Genomic DNA, 7,094 nt, shown 5'->3' with positions numbered 1-7,094 from the left:
GCACCAGCACCACCGTGGCGACCAGCAGCGCCACCTCGACCCAACTGCGGCCGACCCAGAAGGCGGCCGGGATCATCACGATGGCGCAGAACACTTCCTCGCGGAAGGCGGCCTCGCGCCAGCCGGCGCGAAAACCATTCACCGAGATCAGCGCCGCATGCCAGACGCGGGTCAGGCCACGCCGCAGGGCCTGCGGATTGGCGGGGTCGGTGCCGCTCATCGCCGGCTCATCGGCCTGGATGCGATCAGRCGGGTGCCGGCCCAGGCGTCGTGCCAGAACTGGCGCTCGGGATGGAAGCGGGCAAGCAGGGCCCAGACCGCGACCCAGCCGAGGATCAGCACCGACGCTTCGCCGCCGCCGAGCTTGAAGGGGGCAATGACGGCCAGCGGCGGCAGGAACCAGACCCAGCTCAGCAGGTAACGCAGCAGCGCGCGCCCCTGGGTCAGCGCCTTGCCATGACGATCGACCACGCGGATGCCCCAGGTCTTCATGGCCAGCGTCTGGCCCTTGGTCCAGAAGAAGACGAAATAGACGCCGAAGACCACGAACAGGAAGGCCTGCAGCAGATGCCGGCGCGAATCCATCGCGTCGCGCATCTGGCCCAGGGTGCTGAAGAGCCAGCCGGCGACGAACACCACCGCGAACAGCAGCATGCCCTCGTAGAGCCAGCAGGCCATGCGGCGCCAGAGGCCGGGCGCGGCCAGGTGCATGGGTTGTCGATCGGTGGAGTCTCCGGTCGCGGCCGGGTGGGGTCCGGCGTTGCCGGGGGAACTGGGGGCCATGTGTCCGATCAGGGCGCCGAAGAGGGTTGCTCGGTCAAGCGAACCGGTGGCGTCGAGGTGACCGGAGGCTCCGCGGCAGGTGTATTCGCGGCGGGCGGCGGCACCTGCGCTTCGGCGGCGACCGGGGCGGAAGAGGGCGCCGGAACCGGCGGACGCGTTGCTGCCACCGGCGGCGCGGCGGCCGGCGGTGGTGCGAGCTGAATGCGCGGCGCATGCTGGCCGTCGGCACCGGCCGAGGGCACCGGCGCCAGCTTCTGCGCCGGCACCGGCCGGATCGTGGCGGCCGCACCCGGCGTCACCTTCGGGCTGGCGCTGGCCGCGAGCCGGTTCTTTTCCTCGTCGCTGAGTGCCTGGTAGGCCTCCCATTTGGCCTTGCGCTCATCCGCGGGCAATTGCTTCGCATCGGCGAAATTCAGGCGGGCCTGAGCGCGCTCCCGGTTGCTCAGCTTGGACCATTCCTTCATGCGGCTATGCAGGATCTCCTGGTCTGCGGTCGACATTTCCGCGTAATCGCGCACGATCACGAGCCATTTGCGCTTATGTGGTTCGGTCAACTCGTCCCAGCTGGAGGCCAGGGGTTCCAGCGCTCGCTGCTGGCGGGCGCTCAGGTCGCGCCAGGTCGGCTTGGACGGGGGCTTCGTGGCCTGGGTCTGTGCCTTGAGGGGCTGCGCCCCGGCAGGCGTGGCGGCCACAAGCCCGAAGCCGCCCAGCGTCAGCAGCGCGGCGAGCCAGACAGGCGCTGCCGACATCGAGGCGTACACCGGCTGGAGCGCCTGTGCGCAAGGGAGGAGAGAACGCAGCATTCGAAGCGGGGAGTCAGCGCTCGGCAGCGTCGCTGGTCTTCAGGAACTGCGCGAAGCCGGGATCGGTGTACGCAGCGGGCGGCAGGTCGTCGGTCAGCAGCGCGGAGTCGACTTCCGCCAGTTCGTTGGTGCGGCGTTCTTCCTGGATCACGCTGATCACCATCAGGCCCGCGACCAGTGCCACCAGCGGCAGCACCGAGCCGATGCGGGTCCACCAGCCACCGCCGAGGGCCGCTGCCCTTCCGCTGGAGACCACCACCGGTGCCGACTTGAACTGCGGCTCCGTCTTGCGGCGCGCCACCGCCTGCACGCGGGCGGCCCGCAGGCGTTCGCCGACCTCGTGCGAGAGTTCGAGATTGCCGGCAGACAGGCGCGCGGCGACCCGGCGACCGAATTGCTCTTCGAAGGCAACGGCGGACCCTGGCGGGGCAGTGTTTGGTGTGTTCATAGCGAAATTCCCTTGGCTTTGAGCGCCTTGCTCAAGGCGTGCACGGCCCGCGAACAATGGGTTTTGACGCTCCCTTCGGAGCACCCCATCGCAGCGGCCGTCTCGGCGACGTCCATGTCCTCCCAGTAACGCATCAGAAAGGCCTCGCGTTGACGCCCGGGCAGAGCGGCGATCTGCTCCTCGATCTCGTGGAAGATCTGGGCCCTTCGGGTGGTGTCTTCGGCGCTCTCGGTCTCGCGCGTGTCGGTGGGGGACTGGACGTGCTCGAGCAGGTCGAAGTCGCCGTCGTCGTCGGTCGATTCGAAGTCGCTCAGGTTGGAGAACAGCGCCCGYCGCGTCTTCTGCCGGCGGAACCAGTCGAGCGTGCAGTTCGACAGGATGCGCTGGAACAGCATCGGCAGCTCGTTGGCCGGCTTGTCGCCATAGTGCTCGGCCAGCTTCATCATGCTGTCCTGGACGATGTCGAGCGCCGCTTCCTCGTCCCGCACGTGGTAGACGGAACGCTTGAAAGCGCGTCTTTCGACGCTCTTCAGGAAATCGGAAAGTTCTTGTTCAGTGGCCAAGCGAATCCGGCGCAGGGGAACTGCGCCGCGTGGGGAGGTGTCTCTGGGACGTTTGTCTTTTTGTCGCGCGGATTATGCCTCTGCGCCCGGATCGGGCCCGGGGCCAGCCGCGAGGCGCCGATCCGGTGTCATAATTCGCCTTGCAAGTCAAAAGGCAAACGGGTCACGGTCCGGCGGTATACAGATACGCCCATGGCTGTGGCCTCAAGTCCTGACGCGGCTTCAAAAGAGCTGGCGAAGGGGCACCCAAGGTTTTTCGTTCCCGAAAAAACACAAAGGTTCATCATGGAAATCTCGAAGGCGGAACTCGCTTCCGCAGCAGCCGCATCCTCAGGGATGGGCAATCAACCCCAAGAACTCATGGGCGCCGAAGTGCTGGTCAAGGCACTGCAGGCCGAAGGTGTCAAGTACGTCTGGGGCTATCCCGGCGGCGCGGTTCTCTACATCTACGACGCGTTCTACAAGCAGGACACCATCCAGCACGTGCTGGTGCGCCACGAGCAGGCCGCCGTCCACGCGGCCGACGGCTACGCCCGCGCCACCGGCGACGTCGGCGTCGCGCTGGTCACTTCGGGGCCGGGCCTGACCAACGCGGTCACGGGCATCGCCACCGCCTACATGGACTCGATCCCGATGGTGATCATCTCGGGCCAGGTGCCGACGGCGGCGATCGGGCTCGACGCGTTCCAGGAATGCGACACGGTCGGCATCACGCGGCCGATCGTCAAGCACAACTTCCTCGTCAAGGATCCGAAGGATCTGGCGATGACGATGAAGAAGGCCTTCCACATCGCACGCAGCGGCCGTCCGGGCCCGGTGGTGGTGGACGTGCCCAAGGACGTCTCCTTCAAGAAGACCCCCTACAGCGGCTATCCCGACAAGGTCGAGATGCGCTCGTACAACCCGGTGCGCAAGGGCCACGGCGGCCAGATCCGCAAGGCGCTGCAACTGCTGCTGACGGCCAAGCGCCCCTACATCTACACCGGTGGCGGCGTGCTGCTCGGCAACGCCACCAACGAGCTGCGCACCCTGGTCGACATGCTCGGCTACCCGGTCACCAACACGCTGATGGGTCTGGGCGCCTATCCGGCCAGCGACCGCAAGTTCCTCGGCATGCTGGGCATGCACGGCACCATCGAAGCCAACAACGCGATGCAGAACTGCGACGTGCTGCTGGCCGTGGGCGCGCGCTTCGACGACCGCGTGATCGGCAACCCGAAGCATTTCGCACAGAACGAACGCAAGATCATCCACGTCGACATCGACCCCTCGAGCATTTCGAAGCGCGTCAAGGTCGACATCCCGATCGTCGGCGACGTCAAGGACGTGCTGACCGAGCTGATCTCGATGATCCGCGAGAGCACGGTCCGGCCCGACGCCGGGGCGCTGGCCAGCTGGTGGAGCAMGATCGAGGAATGGCGCGGCAAGGACTGCCTCAAGTACGACCGCGGCAACAAGGATGTGATCAAGCCCCAGTACGTCGTCGAGACGCTCTGGAACATGACCAAGGATGCCGATACCTACATCACGTCCGACGTCGGCCAGCACCAGATGTGGGCCGCGCAGTACTACCGCTTCGACGAGCCGCGCCGCTGGATCAATTCGGGCGGCCTGGGCACGATGGGCGTGGGCATTCCGTACGCGATGGGCATCAAGCTGGCCAAGCCTGAATCCGAGGTGTTCTGCATCACGGGCGAAGGCTCGGTGCAGATGTGCATCCAGGAGCTCTCTACCTGCCTGCAGTACAACACGCCGATCAAGATCTGCTCGCTCAACAACCGCTACCTCGGAATGGTCCGCCAGTGGCAGGAGATCGAGTATTCGGGCCGCTACAGCCACAGCTACATGGACGCGCTGCCCAACTTCGTGAAGCTGGCCGAGGCCTACGGCCATGTCGGCCTGCTGATCGAACGGCCCCAGGACGTGGAGCCGGCGCTGCGCGAGGCGCGCAAGCTCAAGGACCGCACCGTGTTCATGGATTTCCGCACCGACCCGACCGAGAACGTGTTCCCGATGGTCAAGGCGGGGATGGGCATCACCGAGATGCTGCTGGGGTCCGAAGACCTCTAACAGACGATAAGCCGGTCCGCTGCGCGGACTCGGCTCCTTCATTAACTTTTTTCCTGGCGAATCTATTGCTTGTCGAGCCCGCGCATTACCGTGCGCGGGGGAGGGCGGCGAAAAGAGGAGTCCTGCTGACATGAAACACATCATTGCCGTGCTGCTCGAGAACGAGCCCGGTGCACTCTCCCGCGTCGTCGGCCTGTTCTCGGCCCGCGGCTACAACATCGAATCGCTGACCGTCGCGCCGACCGAGGACCCGAGCCTCTCGCGCATGACCATCGTCACCGCCGGCTCGGACGACGTGATCGAGCAGATCACCAAGCACCTGAACCGGCTGATCGAGGTCGTCAAGGTGGTCGACCTGACCGAAGGCGCCTACACCGAGCGCGAGCTCATGATGGTGAAGGTGCGCGCGGTCGGCAAGGAGCGCGAAGAAATGATGCGCATGGCCGAGATCTTCCGCGGCCGCATCATCGACGTGACCGACAAGAGCTACACCATCGAGCTCACCGGCGACCACGGCAAGAACGACGCCTTCCTGGAAGCGATCGATCGCGGCGCGATCCTCGAGACCGTCCGTACCGGCGCCAGCGGCATCGGCCGCGGCGAGCGCATCCTGCGCGTCTGAACCCATCCATCCACACACCACCGAATCAACGAAGGAGCACTCTCATGAAAGTCTATTACGACAAGGACGCGGACCTGAGCCTCATCAAGGGCAAGACCGTTGCGATCATCGGCTACGGCAGCCAGGGCCATGCACACGCGCAGAACCTGAACGACAGCGGCGTCAAGGTCGTGGTCGGCCTGCGCAAGGGCGGCGCATCGTGGGACAAGGTCGGCAAGGCCGGCCTCAAGGTGGCCGAAGTGGCCGACGCGGTGAAGTCGGCCGACGTGGTCATGATCCTCTTGCCCGACGAGCAGATCGCCAGCGTCTACAAGAACGACGTCGCACCGAACATCAAGGAAGGCGCTTCGCTCGTCTTCGCACACGGCTTCAACGTGCACTACGGCTTCGTGCAGCCGCGCGCCGACCTCGATGTCTGGATGGTCGCTCCGAAGGCTCCGGGCCACACCGTGCGCAGCACCTACACCCAAGGCGGCGGCGTGCCCCACCTGATCGCCGTGCATGCCGACAAGAGCGGCAAGGCGCGCGACCTGGCGCTGTCGTACGCCACCGCCAATGGCGGCGGCAAGGCCGGCATCATCGAGACCAACTTCCGCGAAGAGACCGAGACCGACCTGTTCGGCGAGCAGGCCGTGCTGTGCGGTGGCACGGTCGAACTGATCAAGGCCGGCTTCGAGACGCTGGTGGAAGCCGGCTACGCGCCCGAAATGGCGTACTTCGAATGCCTGCACGAGCTCAAGCTGATCGTCGACCTGATCTATGAAGGCGGCATCGCCAACATGAACTACTCGATCTCGAACAACGCCGAATACGGCGAGTACGTGACGGGTCCGCGCATCGTCACCGAAGAGACCAAGAAGGTCATGAAGCAGGTCCTGAAGGACATCCAGACCGGCGAATACGCCAAGAGCTTCGTGCTCGAAGCCGCCGCCGGCCAGCCCGCGCTGATCAGCCGTCGCCGGATCAATGCCGAGCATCAGATCGAAGTCGTCGGCGAGCAGCTGCGCGCGATGATGCCCTGGATCAAGAAGAACAAGCTGGTCGACCAGACCCGCAACTGATCGGAGCCTTCCGACGCCAGAAGGGCCACCACGCGGTGGCCCTTTTTCATGGAGGCGCGCGTTGCGCCTGAACTACACTGCCACCGATGTTTGCCACCCCCCGTCCTGCCCCGTACCTGAGCCCCTTCTGCGCTGGAGGCCGACCCCATGCATGACGACACGCTTCCCGACGAGGTGCCCACGCGCAAGCGCCGCAAGGGCATCTACATCCTGCCCAACCTGTTCACGCTGGCGGCGCTCTTCGGCGGTTTCTATTCGGTCGTGATGGCGATGAATGCGCGCTTCGACCTTGCGGCACTCGGCGTCTTCGCCGCGATGATCCTCGACAGCCTCGATGGCCGCGTGGCCCGCATGACCAACACCCAAAGCGCGTTCGGCGAGCAGATGGATTCGCTGTCCGACATGGTGTCCTTCGGCGCCGCGCCCGCGCTGATCGCTTACGAATGGTCGCTCAAGGGCCTGGGCCGCTGGGGCTGGATCGCGGCCTTCGTCTACTGTGCCTGCGCGGCGCTGCGGCTGGCGCGCTTCAACGTCAACACCGGCGTGGTCGACAAGCGCTGGTTCCAGGGCCTGCCGTCGCCCGCAGCGGCGGCGCTGGTGGCGGGTTTCATCTGGCTCATGACCGAATGGGGAAAGCGCGGCGGCGAGGTGCTGTACCTCTCGTGGAACCAGATYACCTGGATCACCTTCGGCTTCACGCTGTATGCCGGGCTCTCGATGGTGACCAACGCGCCGTTCTACAGC

Annotated in this window: 9 protein-coding genes; 4 read left to right on the top strand and 5 right to left on the bottom strand. The window is 65.7% G+C overall.

Going from position 1 to position 7,094, the window contains the following annotated elements; genetic code table 11:
* The 5 genes from AC1D2K_RS26380 to AC1D2K_RS26360 form a co-directional block, all read right to left on the bottom strand.
* Positions 1-220: diacylglycerol kinase (locus AC1D2K_RS26380; RefSeq protein ID WP_478092256.1), on the bottom strand; the 220-nt coding region annotated here is incomplete at its 3' end.
* Entirely contained in the window at positions 217-711 is a 495-nt protein-coding gene (locus AC1D2K_RS26375; RefSeq protein WP_478092258.1) for an RDD family protein, read from the bottom strand. The genes AC1D2K_RS26380 and AC1D2K_RS26375, both read right to left, overlap by 4 nt.
* Before the next feature lie 80 nt (positions 712-791).
* Entirely contained in the window at positions 792-1,586 is a 795-nt protein-coding gene (locus tag AC1D2K_RS26370) for a DUF3106 domain-containing protein (protein ID WP_478092255.1), read from the bottom strand.
* A 13-nt stretch (positions 1,587-1,599) separates the two neighbouring features.
* Positions 1,600-2,034 carry a DUF3619 family protein gene (locus tag AC1D2K_RS26365; RefSeq protein WP_478092253.1) on the bottom strand — a complete coding sequence of 145 codons (435 nt, stop codon included), beginning with the start codon at positions 2,032-2,034 and terminating at the stop codon, positions 1,600-1,602.
* Positions 2,031-2,597 carry an RNA polymerase sigma factor gene (locus AC1D2K_RS26360; RefSeq protein ID WP_478092251.1) on the bottom strand — a complete coding sequence of 189 codons (567 nt, stop codon included), beginning with the start codon at positions 2,595-2,597 and terminating at the stop codon, positions 2,031-2,033. Before AC1D2K_RS26360 ends, AC1D2K_RS26365 begins: the two co-directional genes overlap by 4 nt.
* A gap of 285 nt (positions 2,598-2,882) precedes the next feature.
* Between AC1D2K_RS26360 and AC1D2K_RS26355 the strand changes: the two genes are divergently transcribed.
* The 4 genes from AC1D2K_RS26355 to pssA all read left to right on the top strand — a co-directional run.
* Positions 2,883-4,667 carry an acetolactate synthase 3 catalytic subunit gene (locus AC1D2K_RS26355; protein ID WP_478092249.1) on the top strand — a complete coding sequence of 595 codons (1,785 nt, stop codon included), beginning with the start codon at positions 2,883-2,885 and terminating at the stop codon, positions 4,665-4,667.
* A gap of 130 nt (positions 4,668-4,797) precedes the next feature.
* Entirely contained in the window at positions 4,798-5,289 is a 492-nt protein-coding gene (gene ilvN, locus AC1D2K_RS26350) for an acetolactate synthase small subunit (protein WP_076998466.1), read from the top strand.
* A gap of 44 nt (positions 5,290-5,333) precedes the next feature.
* Positions 5,334-6,350 carry a ketol-acid reductoisomerase gene (gene ilvC / locus AC1D2K_RS26345; protein WP_478092247.1) on the top strand — a complete coding sequence of 339 codons (1,017 nt, stop codon included), beginning with the start codon at positions 5,334-5,336 and terminating at the stop codon, positions 6,348-6,350.
* 147 nt (positions 6,351-6,497) lie between these two features.
* Positions 6,498-7,094 (top strand): CDP-diacylglycerol--serine O-phosphatidyltransferase (pssA, locus tag AC1D2K_RS26340; protein WP_478092245.1); only part of this gene is annotated, 597 nt, incomplete at its 3' end.

This window comes from Variovorax sp. P1_H12_2 (assembly GCF_056405335.1).
The sequence above is the reverse complement of the archived record's forward strand: the minus strand, read 5'-3'. Positions and strand labels throughout refer to the sequence as shown.

Excerpts from the sequence above, each read along its gene's own strand:
- AC1D2K_RS26370 (WP_478092255.1), bottom strand. The coding sequence starts at position 1,586 with ATGCTGCGTTCTCTCCTCCCTTGCGCACAGGCGCTCCAGCCGGTGTAC.
- AC1D2K_RS26365 (WP_478092253.1), bottom strand. The coding sequence starts at position 2,034 with ATGAACACACCAAACACTGCCCCGCCAGGGTCCGCCGTTGCCTTCGAA.
- ilvN (WP_076998466.1), top strand. The coding sequence starts at position 4,798 with ATGAAACACATCATTGCCGTGCTGCTCGAGAACGAGCCCGGTGCACTC.
- ilvC (WP_478092247.1), top strand. The coding sequence starts at position 5,334 with ATGAAAGTCTATTACGACAAGGACGCGGACCTGAGCCTCATCAAGGGC.